Annotated in this window: 16 protein-coding genes; 10 read left to right on the top strand and 6 right to left on the bottom strand. The window is 63.2% G+C overall.

Features of this window, described 5'->3' with window-relative positions; genetic code table 11:
• Positions 1 to 16 precede the first annotated feature (16 nt).
• Positions 17 to 742, top strand: a complete 726-nt coding sequence (locus OGV19_RS24375; protein WP_264311009.1) for a hypothetical protein — start codon at positions 17 to 19, stop codon at positions 740 to 742.
• A gap of 83 nt (positions 743 to 825) precedes the next feature.
• Here the strand turns inward: OGV19_RS24375 and OGV19_RS24370 are convergent, their stop codons facing one another.
• Positions 826 to 1,683: an SDR family oxidoreductase gene (locus OGV19_RS24370; RefSeq protein ID WP_264311008.1), complete on the bottom strand. Its 858-nt coding sequence runs from the start codon at positions 1,681 to 1,683 to the stop codon at positions 826 to 828.
• Positions 1,684 to 1,875: 192 nt separating this feature from the next.
• On the opposite strand from OGV19_RS24370, the gene exbB reads away from it, so the two are divergent.
• From exbB to OGV19_RS24340, 6 genes are all read left to right on the top strand, one after another.
• Complete coding sequence (gene exbB, locus OGV19_RS24365) at positions 1,876 to 2,874, top strand: tonB-system energizer ExbB (protein ID WP_264311007.1); 999 nt, start codon at positions 1,876 to 1,878, stop codon at positions 2,872 to 2,874.
• 3 nt (positions 2,875 to 2,877) lie between these two features.
• Entirely contained in the window at positions 2,878 to 3,306 is a 429-nt protein-coding gene (gene exbD / locus OGV19_RS24360; protein WP_264311006.1) for a TonB system transport protein ExbD, read from the top strand.
• Complete coding sequence (locus OGV19_RS24355) at positions 3,303 to 4,034, top strand: energy transducer TonB (protein ID WP_264311005.1); 732 nt, start codon at positions 3,303 to 3,305, stop codon at positions 4,032 to 4,034. The genes exbD and OGV19_RS24355 overlap by 4 nt, the downstream gene beginning before the upstream one ends.
• 94 nt (positions 4,035 to 4,128) lie before the next feature.
• Positions 4,129 to 5,055: a hydrogen peroxide-inducible genes activator gene (locus tag OGV19_RS24350; RefSeq protein ID WP_264311004.1), complete on the top strand. Its 927-nt coding sequence runs from the start codon at positions 4,129 to 4,131 to the stop codon at positions 5,053 to 5,055.
• Between the two features lie 3 nt (positions 5,056 to 5,058).
• Entirely contained in the window at positions 5,059 to 7,137 is a 2,079-nt protein-coding gene (recG, locus tag OGV19_RS24345; RefSeq protein ID WP_264311003.1) for an ATP-dependent DNA helicase RecG, read from the top strand.
• A gap of 78 nt (positions 7,138 to 7,215) precedes the next feature.
• Positions 7,216 to 8,619, top strand: a complete 1,404-nt coding sequence (locus tag OGV19_RS24340) for an aminoacyl-tRNA deacylase and HDOD domain-containing protein (protein WP_264311002.1) — start codon at positions 7,216 to 7,218, stop codon at positions 8,617 to 8,619.
• Positions 8,620 to 8,682: 63 nt separating this feature from the next.
• Here the strand turns inward: OGV19_RS24340 and OGV19_RS24335 are convergent, their stop codons facing one another.
• The 4 genes from OGV19_RS24335 to OGV19_RS24320 all read right to left on the bottom strand — a co-directional run bounded on the left by OGV19_RS24335 (position 8,683) and on the right by OGV19_RS24320 (position 11,043).
• On the bottom strand, positions 8,683 to 9,057 hold the full coding sequence (locus OGV19_RS24335; RefSeq protein ID WP_264311001.1) for a helicase: 375 nt from the start codon (positions 9,055 to 9,057) through the stop codon (positions 8,683 to 8,685).
• A gap of 148 nt (positions 9,058 to 9,205) precedes the next feature.
• Entirely contained in the window at positions 9,206 to 9,505 is a 300-nt protein-coding gene (locus OGV19_RS24330; RefSeq protein ID WP_027592139.1) for an HU family DNA-binding protein, read from the bottom strand.
• Between the two features lie 188 nt (positions 9,506 to 9,693).
• Entirely contained in the window at positions 9,694 to 10,842 is a 1,149-nt protein-coding gene (locus OGV19_RS24325) for an NAD(P)/FAD-dependent oxidoreductase (protein WP_264311000.1), read from the bottom strand.
• A gap of 33 nt (positions 10,843 to 10,875) precedes the next feature.
• On the bottom strand, positions 10,876 to 11,043 hold the full coding sequence (locus OGV19_RS24320) for a rubredoxin (RefSeq protein ID WP_264310999.1): 168 nt from the start codon (positions 11,041 to 11,043) through the stop codon (positions 10,876 to 10,878).
• 170 nt (positions 11,044 to 11,213) lie between these two features.
• On the opposite strand from OGV19_RS24320, the gene OGV19_RS24315 reads away from it, so the two are divergent.
• Both OGV19_RS24315 and ubiA read left to right on the top strand, forming a co-directional pair.
• Entirely contained in the window at positions 11,214 to 11,771 is a 558-nt protein-coding gene (locus OGV19_RS24315) for a chorismate--pyruvate lyase family protein (protein WP_264310998.1), read from the top strand.
• Positions 11,771 to 12,661 carry a 4-hydroxybenzoate octaprenyltransferase gene (gene ubiA / locus OGV19_RS24310; protein ID WP_264310997.1) on the top strand — a complete coding sequence of 297 codons (891 nt, stop codon included), beginning with the start codon at positions 11,771 to 11,773 and terminating at the stop codon, positions 12,659 to 12,661. Before OGV19_RS24315 ends, ubiA begins: the two co-directional genes overlap by 1 nt.
• Before the next feature lie 94 nt (positions 12,662 to 12,755).
• Here ubiA and OGV19_RS24305 read toward each other — a convergent pair whose 3' ends face one another.
• Entirely contained in the window at positions 12,756 to 13,124 is a 369-nt protein-coding gene (locus OGV19_RS24305; RefSeq protein WP_264310996.1) for a COG4315 family predicted lipoprotein, read from the bottom strand.
• Between the two features lie 172 nt (positions 13,125 to 13,296).
• Here OGV19_RS24305 and phoB point away from each other — a divergent pair, with 172 nt between their 5' ends.
• Positions 13,297 to 13,986, top strand: coding sequence for a phosphate regulon transcriptional regulator PhoB (phoB, locus tag OGV19_RS24300; protein WP_003253341.1), 690 nt, complete (start codon positions 13,297 to 13,299; stop codon positions 13,984 to 13,986).
• Positions 13,987 to 14,003 lie beyond the last annotated feature (17 nt).

The following is a 14,003-nucleotide window of genomic DNA, read 5'->3' as shown; positions in this document are numbered from 1 at the left end:
CCCAAGGTTACCCACCATGCGTCAAGCACTGCCCATCGCGCTGGCAGCCCTGCTTTTGAGCGGTTGCGCCAGCCATAAACCCGAAGACTTCAACGGCACCTGGATCAACCAGGACGCCATCAAAGCCGCCGTCAAGGGTGGCAGCCTGCGTCAGGCATTGACTGAACACGGCCCTGTTTTCGAATGGAAACTCGATGTGGCCCACCAGCAGGCCAGCTTCAGCAATGGCTTCGAGGCTGCCGACGGCCAGTTGAGCGCCAACGAGAAGGACTGGCAGGCCAGCTTCCAGGACGGCCAGACCGAGCAGCTGGCGCTGGATGGCGACAAGCTGAAAACCACCACCCAGTCTGGGGTCCAGCAAACCTTCGTGCGCGTCAAGCAACCCGGCAGTTCGCCGCTGGGCGGTAGCTTCGAGAAGGCGTTGTATCAAGCCTACCTGGGCGGTGACTGGAAAATCATCGACGGCCAGGGCAAAGGCACCGCCGTACGCTTCAGCGACACCGGCAACGTAAGCGGCCTGCCTGGCCCGGACCGTTTTGCCCTGTGCCTGGCGGGCGATTGCGCGACCATGGGCGGCAGCAACGACAGCCTGTGGCTGGAGCGCAAACAGCGCGGCGCGCCGTTTATCATCAAGCGTGATGGCGACAAGCTGGAGATTTTCCAGGCCGTAAACCGCGCGCAGCCGGATGAGATGCCGGTATTGGCTGCCGGTGCACGGCAATGGGTGCTGGAGAAAGACTAAAAGCTATTGCGGCCTGTAGGAGCGGCCTTGCGGCCCTTTCGCGACGCAAGGCCGCTCCTATAAGGGCCGCGAAACCCAGCCCGTCAGCTTTTCCCTTTCAGAATCGCTGCATACCCTTCTTTGTAACTTGGGTACTCTGGCACCCAGCCCAACGCCCGCGCGCGGGCATTGCTGCAGCGCTTGCTGCCCGTACGCCGTACCCGCTGCTCATCCGACCATTCGGTAACGCCCAGATAACCGCGCAACCAGGCCACCACGTCGGCCAGCGGCGCCGGGTCGTCATCGACACCTATATAGCAATCGTCCAGCTTCACGCCGTCGGCATCGGCCTGCAGCAGATAAGCCAGCAGGCTTGCGGCATCCTCGGCATGAATCCGGTTGCCATACAGCGGCGGTTCCTCGGCCACACGATAGCCCTGGCGCACCTGGCTCAGTAGCCACTCTCGGCCCGGCCCGTAGATGCCGGTCAAACGCACCACGCTTGCCGGGATACCACTGGCCAGGGCCAAGCGCTCGGCGTCGAGCATTACCCGGCCGGAATACCCTTCAGGCTCAGTGGCCGCCGTCTCATCGATCCACTCACCTTCTTTTTGCGCAAACACGCTGCTGCTGGACACGAACAGCAGGCGCCGCGGGTGCTGGCCACGCTCACCCAGCCAGGCCAGCACATGCCGCAGGCCCTCGACATAAGCCGCCTGATACCCCGCCTCGTCGTGCTGGCTGGCCGCCACGCAATACACCAGGTAATCCGGCGCACGCTGCGGCCACGCCGCTGGAATAGCGGCTTCGGACAGGTCGGCAGCCACCGGCGCAACGCCCTCGGGCAGTTGCTCGATCGAGCGGCGCAGGCCGCTCACATGCCAGCCACGGGCGAGCAATTGCCGGGCAAGACGGCCGCCTACATCACCACAACCTACGACCATTACTGAAAGGTCTGACATCTCAAAACTCCCTAGACCAGTTGATCAAACCAGCCACGCTACACGATGGGCGGCTAGACCCTAGGCGAAAAAAGCAACAAGATTACTTTTGTTAACAAGAATTACTTGCAATAATGGCGCCCCTATCTGTTCTCGGCCTATCTCGAGGCCTTGAAGAACGTTCACTCTTTTTCTTCATCAGGTCCGGCCAGCATGACACGTACTCAACCCTCCGCTTCGCCAACCCCGTCGCGCGCCTGGCGCGCCATCGCTGCGCTGATGTTCAGCCTGGTGCTGGCCCCAGTGGCCATGGCCGATGAGCCTACCGCCAACGCCAGCACCCCTGCTGCCGCTGCTGCCGCTGCTGCCCCGGCCACACCCGTCGCCAGCCCGGCCCCAGTCGCCAATGGCTCGGCACCTGTTGCCGCCGCGCCAGCCGCAGCTCCAGCCGATGCGCCTGTCGCCGTAGACCCAGGCGTCGAAGCACTGGTCGAGGATACTACGCTGGGCATGGCCCACGACCTGTCGCCATGGGGCATGTACAAGAACGCCGACATCGTGGTGAAGATCGTCATGATCGGCCTGGCCATCGCCTCGATCATCACCTGGACCATCTGGATCGCCAAAGGCTTCGAGCTGCTGGGCGCCAAGCGCCGTCTGCGCGGCGAGATCGCACAACTGAAGAAGTCCGCCAGCCTCAAAGAAGCCAGCGATGTCTCCAACAAGGAAGGCACCCTGGCCCACACCTTGGTCCACGATGCCCTCGAAGAGATGCGCCTGTCGGCCAATGCGCGTGAAAAAGAAGGCATCAAGGAACGCGTCGCCTTCCGCCTGGAGCGTCTGGTCGCCGCCAGCGGTCGCAACATGAGCAACGGTACCGGCGTACTCGCCACCATCGGCTCCACCGCACCCTTCGTCGGCTTGTTCGGCACCGTGTGGGGCATCATGAACAGCTTCATCGGCATCGCCAAAACCCAGACCACCAACCTGGCAGTGGTTGCCCCAGGCATCGCCGAAGCCCTGCTGGCAACAGCCTTGGGCCTGGTTGCCGCAATCCCGGCCGTGGTCATCTATAACGTCTTCGCCCGCTCCATTGCTGGCTACAAGGCGCAGGTGTCCGACGCCTCCGCCCAGGTCCTGCTGCTGGTCAGCCGTGATCTGGACCACCAAGGCAGCGAGCGCGCCGCCCCGCACATGGTGAAAGTGGGGTAAGCCATGGGCCTGCATCTCAACGAAGGTGGCGACGACCTCGCCGAAAACCACGAAATCAACGTTACGCCGTTTATCGACGTGATGCTGGTACTGCTGATCATCTTCATGGTGGCTGCTCCCTTGGCAACGGTCGACATCAAGGTCGACCTGCCAGCCTCGACTGCCAAACCGGCACCGAGGCCCGAGAAACCCGTGTTCGTCAGCGTCAAGGCCGACCAGAAGCTGTATGTCGGTGACGATCAGGTGCCTGCGCCCGACCAGCTTGGCCCGATGCTCGACGCCAAGACCAAGGGCGACAAGGAAACCACCATCTTCTTCCAGGCCGACAAGGGCGTGGATTACGGTGACCTGATGGAAGTGATGAACACCATGCGCGCGGCCGGCTACCTCAAAGTCGGTCTGGTAGGTCTCGAGACGGCAGCCAAGAAATGACGAAGACGCGGCACAATCTGGCGCGTTACAGCGGCAGCCTGGCACTTGTGCTGGGTGTCCATGCCGTCGCTGTGCTGCTCACGCTCAATTGGTCGGTGCCTCAGGCCATCGAGCTGCCACCGGCAGCCATGGTGGTCGAGCTGGCACCGCTGCCGGAGCCTGCGCCACCACCTCCTCCAAAAGCCGTCCCACAGCCGCCGGCACCGGTCGAAGAACTGCCGTTGCCCAAGCTGGTGGAAGCCCCTAAACCCAAGATCGCCATCGCCAAGCCGCCCAAGCCGAAGGCCAAGCCCCAGCCGCCCAAGCCTGAGAAAAAGCCTGAGCCGCCGAAGGACGCGCCGCCGACCGAGAGCGTGGTAGACGCACCGCCAAGCAACACGCCGCCGCAGAAGTCCGCGGCACCGGCACCGAGCATCGCGTCCAACAGCAACGCCCTGCCGACCTGGCAGAGTGACCTGCTGCGCCACCTGGCCAAGTACAAGCGTTATCCGGAAGACGCACGTCGTCGCGGCCTGCAGGGCATCAACCGCCTGCGTTTCGTGGTTGATGCCGAAGGCAAGGTGGTGTCGTACGCCATGGCAGGGGGTTCGGGTAGCGCAGCACTGGACCGTGCGACTCTGGAAATGATCCGTCGGGCCGGCACGGTACCCAAGCCGCCACCGGAGTTGCTGAACAACGGCACGATCGAAGTCGTGGCGCCGTTCGTCTACTCCCTGGACCGCCGCTGAGACTTTTGTTTCTGTCACACATCGGCAAGTCTGATAACGTGCGTCTATCAATTGCAGCCGCTATGCTGGGCTCGCAACTTCATGGACGCACGTTATGACCCTCACAGAATTACGCTACATCGTCACACTCGCCCAGGAACAGCATTTCGGCCATGCGGCCGAGCGTTGCCACGTGAGCCAGCCGACCCTGTCGGTCGGTGTGAAGAAGCTCGAGGACGAGCTTGGCGTGCTGATCTTCGAGCGCAGCAAGAGCGCGGTGCGCCTGACCCCGGTCGGCGAAAGCATCGTTGCCCAGGCACAAAAGGTACTGGAACAAGCCCAGGGTATCCGCGAGCTGGCCCAGGCCGGCAAGAACCAGCTGACCGCCCCGCTCAAGGTCGGTGCCATCTATACCGTCGGCCCTTATCTGTTCCCGCACCTGATCCCGCAGCTGCACCGCGTGGCGCCGCAGATGCCGCTGTACATCGAAGAGAACTTCACCCACGTACTGCGCGAAAAACTGCGCAACGGCGAACTCGACGCAGTGATCATCGCCCTGCCGTTCAACGAAGCCGACGTGCTGACCCTGCCGCTGTACGATGAGCCATTCTGCGCCTTGATGCCCGCCGACCACCCGTGGACGGCAAAAAAGACCATCGACACCGCCATGCTCAACGACAAGAGCCTGCTGCTGCTCGGTGAAGGCCACTGTTTCCGCGACCAGGTGCTGGAAGCCTGCCCCACCCTGAACAAGGGCGGCGAAGGCTCCCGCCACACCACGGTGGAGTCCAGCTCCCTGGAGACCATCCGCCACATGGTTGCCTCGGGCCTGGGCGTTTCGATCCTGCCGCTGTCGGCGGTGCACAGCCACCACTACGCGCCAGGCGTCATCGAAGTGCGCCCGCTGACCGCGCCGGCACCGTTCCGCACCGTGGCCATTGCCTGGCGTGCCAGTTTCCCGCGGCCCAAGGCCATCGAGATCCTCGCCGACTCGATCCGCCTCTGCTCGGTCGCCAAACCCCCTGTGGAACAGCCGGCCTGAGTCATGAGTGAGCTGTCGAAGGTCCCGGTCACGGTGCTCAAAGGGGTGGGCGATGCCATGGCGGAAAAACTCGCCAAGGTTGGCCTGGAGAACCTGCAGGACATCCTGTTCCACCTGCCCCTGCGCTACCAGGACCGCACCCGCGTAGTGCCCATTGGCGAGTTGCGCCCGGGGCAGGATGCCGTGATCGAAGGGGTGGTCAGTGGTGCTGACGTGACCATGGGCAAGCGCCGCAGCCTGGTGGTGCGCCTGGGTGACGGCAGCGGGGTGTTGAGCCTGCGCTTCTATCACTTCAGCAATGCGCAAAAAGAAGGCCTCAAACGCGGCACGCACCTGCGCTGCTATGGCGAAGCCCGCCCCGGCGCCTCTGGCCTGGAGATCTACCACCCAGAGTACCGGGCGCTCAACGGCGACGAGCCAGCGCCCCCGGTAGAACAGACCCTGACGCCGATCTACCCGACCACCGAAGGCCTTACCCAGCAACGCCTGCGCCTGCTCTGCCAGCAGAGCCTGGGCATGCTCGGCCCGCGCAGCCTGCCAGACTGGCTGCCCGACGAGCTGGCTCGGGACTACCAGCTGGCGCCGCTGGACGACGCTATCCGCTATTTGCACAACCCGCCGGCCGACGCCGACCTCGACGAGCTTGCCGAAGGCCAGCATTGGGCTCAACACCGCCTGGCCTTTGAAGAGTTACTGACCCATCAGCTGTCACAACAACGGCTGCGCGAGAGCCTGCGCAGCCTGCGTGCCCCCGTCCTGCCCAAGGCCACTCGGTTGCCGGCGCAGTACCTGGGCAACCTGGGTTTCAAGCCGACCGGTGCTCAGCAGCGTGTGGCCAACGAGATCGCCTACGACCTCGCCCAGGCCGAGCCAATGATGCGCCTGGTCCAGGGCGATGTCGGCGCCGGCAAGACAGTGGTCGCCGCACTGGCGGCACTGCAAGCCCTGGAGGCTGGTTACCAGGTGGCGTTGATGGCACCCACCGAGATTCTCGCCGAACAGCACTTCATCACCTTCAAGCGCTGGCTCGAACCGCTGGGCATCGAGGTAGCATGGCTGGCTGGCAAGCTCAAGGGCAAGGCCCGGGCCAGCTCGCTGGAGCAGATCGCCAACGGTGCACCGATGGTGGTGGGTACCCATGCGCTGTTTCAGGAAGAGGTCAAATTCAAGCACCTGGCCTTGGCGATCATCGATGAACAGCACCGTTTCGGCGTGCAGCAACGCCTGGCCCTGCGCAAGAAAGGCGTAGCCGGCGAGCTGTGCCCGCACCAGCTGATCATGACGGCCACGCCGATCCCGCGGACCTTGGCGATGAGCGCCTACGCCGACCTCGACACCTCGGTCCTGGACGAGCTGCCGCCGGGGCGTACGCCCGTGAATACCGTGCTGGTGGCCGACAGCCGCCGCTTCGAGGTGGTCGAGCGGGTACGCGCGGCCTGCGCTGAAGGGCGCCAGGCCTATTGGGTGTGCACCCTGATCGAGGAATCTGAAGAACTGACCTGCCAGGCAGCCGAAAGCACCTACGAGGACCTTGGCAGCGCCCTGGGCGAGCTACGCGTCGGCCTTATCCACGGGCGCATGAAGCCTGCGGAAAAGGCCGAGATCATGGCCCAGTTCAAGGCTGGGGAGCTGCAACTGCTGGTGGCGACCACGGTCATCGAGGTGGGCGTGGACGTGCCCAATGCCAGCCTGATGATCATCGAGAACCCCGAACGCCTTGGCCTGGCCCAACTGCACCAGCTGCGTGGCCGGGTTGGCCGGGGCAGCGCGGTGAGCCATTGCGTGTTGCTGTATCACCCGCCGCTGTCGCAGATTGGCCGCGAACGCCTGGGGATCATGCGTGAAACCAACGATGGCTTCATCATCGCCGAAAAAGACCTGGAACTGCGCGGCCCCGGCGAGATGCTGGGAACACGCCAGACCGGCCTGCTACAGTTCAAAGTCGCGGACCTGATGCGTGATGCCGACCTGCTGCCGGCCGTGCGTGATGCCGCCCAAGCCCTGATCGCGCGCTGGCCGGGCCATGTCAGCCCGCTGCTCGACCGCTGGCTGCGGCATGGCCAGCAATATGGCCAAGTGTGACGCCAGTCCCAGAATGGATCCAGATTCGCGGCGGGACTGGTTATACTTCGCGTTTAAAAGAACGAGTGGATACGGACCATGACTGAAGTTGCCCTGGAAACCGCAGCCCCACACGCACCCTCTGTCATCAGGCTGTTGCTCGATAAGGTGGGCGTAGCCTACCGCGAGGTGCTCGAACATCCGCAGTTGCCTGCCGCCTCGCGGGTGCAGGCGGTCCTTCTCGACGACGAGATCGGCGCCCTGATGGTGTTGTTCCCGCACAGCCAGCTGCTTGACCTCAATCGCCTGACCGAACTGACTGGCCGCAAGCTGACAGCGGTGTCCATGCCCCGCCTCAAGCAGATGCTCGACAAGCATCACCTCAAGCGCCTGCCGGGCATTCCGGCGCTGACCAGCTCGCCGTGCCAATACGAAAAAAGCCTGCTCGACTGTGAGAAAGTGCTGATTCAGTCCGGTGAAGCCGGCCTGCTGCTGGAAATCGACCGCGCGAACTTCAAGCGCTTGCTCGCCAAGTCCAGCGCCAGCAGCTTTGGGCAAGAGGTCGAGGCCATCAGCCCAAACCTCGACCGGCCCCATGACGACTCCGACGAAATCACCCAGGCGGTCCAGGCCTTCACGGCGCGACGCATCCAGAAACGCCTGGAAGAAACCATCGAAATCCCGCCACTGGCCGACACGGCGCAGAAGATCATCAAGCTGCGGGTAGACCCCAACGCCAGCATCGATGACATTACTGGCGTGGTCGAGACCGACCCGGCACTGGCTGCCCAGGTGGTCAGTTGGGCGGCATCGCCCTACTACGCCTCGCCAGGCAAGATCCGCTCGGTGGAAGACGCCATCGTGCGCGTGCTGGGCTTCGACCTGGTCATCAACCTCGCCCTTGGGCTGGCCCTGGGCAAGACCCTGAGCCTGCCCAAAGACCACCCGCAGCAGGCCACACCGTACTGGCAGCAGTCGATCTACACCGCCGCCATCATCGAAGGCCTGACCCGCGCCATGCCACGGGCAGAGCGCCCGGAAGCCGGCCTGACCTATCTGGCCGGGCTCCTGCATAACTTCGGCTATCTGCTGCTGGCGCACGTGTTCCCACCCCACTTCTCGCTGATCTGCCGTCACCTGGAAGTCAACCCGCACCTGTGCCACACCTACGTGGAACAACACCTGCTGGGTATCAACCGCGAACAGATCGGCGCTTGGCTGATGAAGCTGTGGGATATGCCGGAAGAACTCTCGACTGCGCTGCGCTTCCAGCACGACCCGTCCTATGACGGCGACTACGCGGCGTTCGCCAACCTGGTGTGCCTGGCGACTCGCTTGCTGCGTTTACGCGGGATTGGCTCGGGGCCACAGGAAGATATCCCCGATGAGCTGCTGGAGCGGCTGGGGGTGACTCGGGAGAAGGCCGAGGATGTGGTGAACAAGGTGCTGGAGGCAGAGACCTTGCTGCGGGAACTGGCATCGCAGTTTCACGCCCCGCATTGATAGCCTGAAACGTCATGCGCAACCCTGGTAGGAGCAGCACACGGCTGCTCCTACAGTGACATATCAGCGCTTTTTCTTCGGTTTTAGGTACTTCATCAAGCCCTGGAACCACATCACCAGCGCCGGATTGCCCTTGATCTGGATGTTTTTGTCCTGGATCCCCTGCATGAAGGCCAACTGCTTGTTGCCCGCCTGCAGCGTGGCAAACCCGTAAGCGGCATCCTTGAACGCAATGGCGAAGGCGGGCTGCGGGTGTGCGCCCCCTTTGCTGCTGATGCGCTCGTCGCTGACGATGAAGTGGCGGGCGATTTTGCCGTCCAGGGTCTGCATCTGGAAAACCAGATTCTTGTCCTTGAGCTGCTGCTTGAACGCCGGGTTGTTACGGCTGGCCCTGGCCATCAACAGCCCCATGGCCCAGAGAAGAAAGCGAAACTTCATCAACGCGCCTCGAATAAAAAATGACTGAGCTGCGCAGTTTATCCTCTTCCAGAACTATTTATGCAAGTTCGCAACATATCCCTACAGAAAGCACAACGGGCGCCCTAGGGCGCCCGCTTGACTGACACTGGGGGTTGTCAGGTGTGGATCACTTGCCTTTCTTGGCAGGCTTTGCAGGCACGTTGACGCTGTCGCGCAGGTTCTTGCCTGGCTTGAAGGCCACGGTGTTGCTGGCCTTGATCTTCACCGGCTCGCCGGTCTGCGGGTTCTTGCCGGTGCGCGCACCACGATGACGTTTTTCAAAGGTACCGAAACCGACCAGGGTCACGGTGTCCTTGTCCAGGGCACCGGTGATGCTGTCGAGAATCGCGTTCAGCACCACGTTGGCCTTTTCCTTAGTCAGATCGGCCTTTTCGGCGATGACAGCGGCGAGTTCTGGTTTGCGCATAGTGAAGCCTCATTGACGGAATTTCTTGTTGTTATGCCGTGCTGCCTCTGGGAGCAGCGCTCAAGGCACCGCAGGCTCTAATCTGCGGCAGACGGGAGTGAGAATGGCACGCCCACCGAGGCCGCGCCAGTATCAGGGCGGCCATTGTGCGAGCAACAACAGGATAAATCCGACAGAACGCCCTCTATTTACGCCATTACCGGGGGTAGTTGACGATTCAGGGCCAGCTTTTCCATTACAGCCGCACCGGTCAGGGCATAGCCCAGCAGCTTGCCGTCGGCATCGTGACAGAGCACCTTGAGGTCGCTGCCCTGCCCTTCTACCTGCCAGTCGCCGTCATGCCCGTGCGGTGGCGGCGAAACAACCAGCGGGCACGCAGGCGTCTTCACGGTGATCGGCATCGGCCCGTAGCTGACGGCCGTGGGGTTGCCGGCCAGGGTCTGCGCCAAGGCCCGGGCGCAGCTCATCAGCGGCATCACATAAAGCAAGTTGATGCCATCGACCTCGGCACAGTCGCCAAGGGCGTAGATATTGCTGTGGGAGGTGCGCAACTGGCGGTCCACTGCCACGCCGCGGTTGATCTGCAGGCCGGCGGCAGCGGCCAGATCGGTGCGGGGGCGCAAGCCGATGGCTGAAACCACCAGGTCACAGGCGATCACGCTGCCGTCGGACAGGTGCGCTTCAAGGCCCTGTGCCGTACGCTGCAGACGCGTCAACACGGGGCCCAGGTGAAAGCGCACGCCCAGGCCTTCGAGCCCGGCCTGCACGGCAGCGGCGGCAGCGGGATGCAACAGGGTCGGCATGACCTGTTCGCAAGGGGCCACCACATCGACCTGGAACCCGCCCAGGCTCAGGTCATTGGCAAATTCGCAGCCGATCAGCCCGGCGCCCAGAATCAGCACGCGCTGCTTACCGGCAGCGGCGGCGCGAAAGCGCGCGTAGTCCTCCAGGTCGTTGATCGGGAAGACCTGCCCGCCAGCGTCGCCCTCGATCGGCACCTGCACGGTCTGGGCGCCCCAGGCCAGCACCAGGTCGCGATAGGCCACGGCTTCTTCGCCGATCCATAGGCGCTTGTGGCCGGGGTCGATGCCGCTGATGCGGGTGTGGGTGCGGATTTCCGCTTTGAGCTGCTCGGCCATCGCGCCTGGCTCGGCCATGCACAACCCATCGGCATCCTTGAGCTTGGCAAAACCCATGGAGAGCATGGGTTTGGAGTAGGAACGACCATCGTCGGCGGTAATCAACAGCAGCGGCGTCTCGCCATCGAGCTTGCGAAATTCACGGGCCAGGTTGTAGCCGGCCAGGCCAGTACCGATGATGACTACAGGGGACGTCATGTCGTGCTTTCCTCAGTGGGAACAGAGTTGCGATCAGCCGATGGCGATCATTTCGAAGTCGCTCTTGCCAACGCCGCAGTCAGGGCACAGCCAGTCTTCAGGCACGTCTTCCCAACGGGTGCCGGGGGTGATGCCGTCGTCGGGCCAGCCTTCGGCTTCGTCGTAGATCAGGCCACAGACAATACATTGCCATTTTTTCATGGGTGCGGATTCCTCGTTTCAGGCTCGGGCTTGATGTTGCTGCTGATGGCCCGCAAAGGGTCCGCCGCGCAATCTTTGGGGGCTTTTTACTGGCCCTGCCAGCAGTATGCAAGCAGTCGGGGCAATCATGCTAAGCTCGCCGCCTCTCTGGCTGTAACAAGCATACCGACGTGTCGTACGAATCCCCGCAAGCAGCCGCTGTCGCGTGGCTGCCGTATTCACAGCTGGCGACCGACATCGACCAGCCGACCCTGGACTGGCTGTTCGACGAGGGCTCGCTGACGCGCCGCCTGACCCACCTGTCCCATGACCACTTTTCCGTCACCCCGCTGCTGGAAGGCTGGCAGCCCCTGCGCGATGACGAGTGCCTGGCCCTGGGCATCGCGCCTGGGGCGCAAGGCTGGGTACGCGAGGTGTACCTGCGTGGCCATGGCCAACCCTGGGTGTTCGCCCGCAGCGTGGCCAGCCGCAGTGCCCTTGAGCGCGGCGGCCTGGACCTCGAAACCCTGGGCAGCCGCTCGCTGGGCGAGTTGCTGTTCTGTGATCAGGCGTTCATTCGCCACCCGCTCGAAGTGTGCCGTTATCCACAGGCCTGGTTGCCGGCAGAGGCCCAGCATGATGCGCTGTGGGGCCGACGCTCACGCTTCGAGCGGGACGGCCTGGACCTGCTGGTGGCCGAGGTATTCCTGCCAGCATTGTGGCAAGCGGCCAAGGAGGAAAACCGCTGATGTACCTGCAACTGCTCAAGTCGCTCAACCGCCTGCACCCGCGCGCCTGGGACTTTGTTCAGCTCACCCGCATGGACCGCCCCATCGGTATCTACCTGCTGCTGTGGCCGACCCTGTCGGCCGTGTGGATTGCCGGGCAAGGGTCGCCGACCGTGGCCAACGTGCTGATTTTCGGCCTTGGCGTGGTGCTGATGCGCGCCGCCGGCTGCTGCATCAATGACTTCGCCGACCGCAAGGTCGATGGCCACGTCAAACGCACCGCCGACCGCCCCTTGGCCAGCGGCCGGGTCAAACCCCGCGAGGCACTGGCGCTGTTCGCGATCCTGGTCGGGGTGAGCTTCCTGCTGGTGCTGTGCACCAACAGCCGGACTGTCTGGCTGTCGTTTGGCGCGGTCGCCCTGGCGTTCTGCTACCCCTTCATGAAGCGCTACACCTATTACCCGCAGGTGGTGCTGGGCGCCGCGTACTCCTGGGGGATTCCCATGGCCTTCACTGCTGCCGGGGGCGAACTGCCGGCCAGTGCCTGGCTGCTGTACATCGCCAACCTGCTGTGGACCGTGGGCTATGACACCTACTACGCCATGGTCGACCGGGACGATGACCTGAAGATTGGTGTTAAATCGACCGCCATCCTGTTCGGCGAGGCCGACCGGGCCATCATCCTGACCTTGCAGTTGCTGTCGTTGGGTTGCCTGCTGCTGGCGGGCAGCCGCTTCGAGCTGGGCGGCTGGTTCCATCTGGGGCTGCTGGGGGCTGCCTTGTGCTTTGCCTGGGAGTTCTGGTCGACGCGCAAGCTGGACCGGGAGTCATGCTTCAAGGCGTTTTTGCACAATCACTGGGCGGGGTTGCTGGTGTTTATTGGGGTGGTACTGGATTACGCATTGCGCTGACTCTTCTGGGGCTGCTTTGCAGCCCATCGCGGCACAAGGCCGCTCCCACATGGTCCTGCATACGCCGATCAATGTGGAAGCGGCCCCGCCTATCTCAAGGCTTGGCGACGTGCCAGACGTCTTTCATGCCGTCACCGGTCGTGTCGCCGGCCTTCTTGTCCTTGATGAAGGTGTACAGCGGCTTGCCGTCATAGGCCCACTGCATCGAGCCGTCGTCACGCTTGATCTGCGTCCACTTGCCATCGGCCTTTTCACCATCCATCACCTTCAATGGCGGCCAGTTAGTCGCACACTCGCCATTGCACATCGACTTGCCACCGGCGTCTTTGTCAAAGGTGTACAGCGTCATGCCGGCATGATCGACCCACATGCCGTTCTTCTCCATCGCATGGTGGGCTGAGGCCACCCCCGGAAGCGCCAGCGCAGCGAAAAGGGCCATCCAGCTCAGCGTATGTCGTGTCATTGGATTCACCATTGTTACGGGGGAAATGAGTTCGGATTGCCGCCGCAGCGGCCCCTTGAAGCCTAGTTCAGTCATGGAATGTCGCCAGAACAGCCAATGTCCTGTCACACAGCTGCAATAATTCCGTTATCTAATGCGGGCCAGACACGATTTTCCAGGAGAGGTTTTGAGCATGGTTGGCAGGAACATTCTGATCGTCGACGACGAAGCGCCTATTCGCGAGATGATCGCCGTTGCATTGGAAATGGCCGGCTACGACTGCCTGGAAGCGGAGAACTCCCAGCAGGCCCACGCGATCATCGTCGACCGCAAGCCTGACCTGATCCTGCTCGACTGGATGCTCCCGGGCACCTCAGGCATCGAACTGGCCCGCCGCCTCAAGCGTGACGAGTTGACCGGGGATATCCCGATCATCATGCTCACCGCCAAGGGTGAAGAGGACAACAAGATCCAGGGCCTGGAGGTGGGCGCCGATGACTACATCACCAAGCCGTTCTCGCCCCGCGAACTGGTCGCCCGCCTGAAAGCCGTGCTGCGTCGCACCGGCCCGAGCGACAGCGAGGCGCCAATCGAAGTCGGCGGCCTGCTGCTTGACCCGATCAGCCACCGCGTGACCATTGACGGCAAGCCCGCCGAGATGGGCCCCACCGAATACCGCCTGCTGCAGTTCTTCATGACCCACCAGGAGCGCGCCTACACCCGTGGCCAGCTGCTCGACCAGGTCTGGGGCGGCAACGTCTATGTCGAGGAGCGTACCGTCGACGTGCACATCCGCCGCCTGCGCAAGGCGCTGGGTGAAGCCTACGAAAATCTGGTACAAACCGTCCGGGGCACGGGCTACCGCTTCTCGACCAAGAGCTGACACGCCTGCACGCCTGG

Origin of the sequence: Pseudomonas putida, from assembly GCF_025905425.1 — a bacterium.
Lineage (GTDB): Bacteria > Pseudomonadota > Gammaproteobacteria > Pseudomonadales > Pseudomonadaceae > Aquipseudomonas > Aquipseudomonas putida_AF.
The sequence above is the reverse complement of the archived record's forward strand: the minus strand, read 5'-3'. Positions and strand labels throughout refer to the sequence as shown.

Excerpts from the sequence above, each read along its gene's own strand:
- OGV19_RS24375 (WP_264311009.1), top strand. The coding sequence starts at position 17 with ATGCGTCAAGCACTGCCCATCGCGCTGGCAGCCCTGCTTTTGAGCGGT.
- OGV19_RS24370 (WP_264311008.1), bottom strand. The coding sequence starts at position 1,683 with ATGTCAGACCTTTCAGTAATGGTCGTAGGTTGTGGTGATGTAGGCGGC.
- exbB (WP_264311007.1), top strand. The coding sequence starts at position 1,876 with ATGACACGTACTCAACCCTCCGCTTCGCCAACCCCGTCGCGCGCCTGG.
- exbD (WP_264311006.1), top strand. The coding sequence starts at position 2,878 with ATGGGCCTGCATCTCAACGAAGGTGGCGACGACCTCGCCGAAAACCAC.
- OGV19_RS24355 (WP_264311005.1), top strand. The coding sequence starts at position 3,303 with ATGACGAAGACGCGGCACAATCTGGCGCGTTACAGCGGCAGCCTGGCA.
- OGV19_RS24350 (WP_264311004.1), top strand. The coding sequence starts at position 4,129 with ATGACCCTCACAGAATTACGCTACATCGTCACACTCGCCCAGGAACAG.
- recG (WP_264311003.1), top strand. The coding sequence starts at position 5,059 with ATGAGTGAGCTGTCGAAGGTCCCGGTCACGGTGCTCAAAGGGGTGGGC.
- OGV19_RS24340 (WP_264311002.1), top strand. The coding sequence starts at position 7,216 with ATGACTGAAGTTGCCCTGGAAACCGCAGCCCCACACGCACCCTCTGTC.
- OGV19_RS24335 (WP_264311001.1), bottom strand. The coding sequence starts at position 9,057 with ATGAAGTTTCGCTTTCTTCTCTGGGCCATGGGGCTGTTGATGGCCAGG.
- OGV19_RS24330 (WP_027592139.1), bottom strand. The coding sequence starts at position 9,505 with ATGCGCAAACCAGAACTCGCCGCTGTCATCGCCGAAAAGGCCGATCTG.
- OGV19_RS24325 (WP_264311000.1), bottom strand. The coding sequence starts at position 10,842 with ATGACGTCCCCTGTAGTCATCATCGGTACTGGCCTGGCCGGCTACAAC.
- OGV19_RS24320 (WP_264310999.1), bottom strand. The coding sequence starts at position 11,043 with ATGAAAAAATGGCAATGTATTGTCTGTGGCCTGATCTACGACGAAGCC.
- ubiA (WP_264310997.1), top strand. The coding sequence starts at position 11,771 with ATGTACCTGCAACTGCTCAAGTCGCTCAACCGCCTGCACCCGCGCGCC.
- OGV19_RS24305 (WP_264310996.1), bottom strand. The coding sequence starts at position 13,124 with ATGACACGACATACGCTGAGCTGGATGGCCCTTTTCGCTGCGCTGGCG.
- phoB (WP_003253341.1), top strand. The coding sequence starts at position 13,297 with ATGGTTGGCAGGAACATTCTGATCGTCGACGACGAAGCGCCTATTCGC.